At 61.8% G+C, this 597-nt stretch carries 1 protein-coding gene; it reads right to left on the reverse strand.

What is annotated here, in order from left to right; genetic code table 11:
* Positions 1–118: 118 nt before the first annotated feature.
* Positions 119–535: a hypothetical protein gene (locus tag KTQ83_RS12770; RefSeq protein WP_425331033.1), complete on the reverse strand. Its 417-nt coding sequence runs from the start codon at positions 533–535 to the stop codon at positions 119–121.
* Between the last annotated feature and the right edge of the window lie 62 nt (positions 536–597).

The raw sequence follows: 597 nt of genomic DNA on the forward strand, positions 1-597 counted from the left end.
AAAAAAAAAAAAACATTACTCCTCGAAAATTAATCTACGCGTGCGGAGACCGCCGTCCGAAGGCGAAGGCGCACGAAGGTACGTCGAACCTGAGGAAAGGCGGTATACGCTCCGCCAATCAGTGCTGGTTGTTGAGACGGTGGTACATCTCGGACAGCTCCAGTTCCTTCTCGAACTGGCGAGCGGTGGTGTTCTCGTCGATGACGGCGAGCTCAACACCGGCGATGCGGGCGAAGTCTTCCCAAGCCTCACGACCAACGGAGGTGGTCATGCAGGTGTGGTGAGAACCACCGGCGGTGATCCAGCACTCAACAGCGGTCTTCAGGCTCGGCTTCGGCTCCCAGACGGCGCGGGCGCACGGAAGCTCCTTGAGAGAGCCCTGCGGCTCAACGACGTCGACGACGTCCATGAGCAGGCGGAAGCGTTCGCGAACGTCGGACATGGAGACCACGACGGCGTCCTTGGCGGGCTTGCCGGAGAAGACCAGGCGGACCGGGTCGGCCTTGCCGCCGATGCCCAGCGGGTGGATCTCCAGCTACGGCTTGGCGATGGTGCCGATGGACGGGGAAACCTCGAGCATGTGGGAGCCCATGTCGA

This window comes from Holdemanella porci, from assembly GCF_019052655.1.
GTDB classification, from domain to species: Bacteria; Bacillota_I; Bacilli_A; order Erysipelotrichales; family Erysipelotrichaceae; genus Holdemanella; species Holdemanella hominis.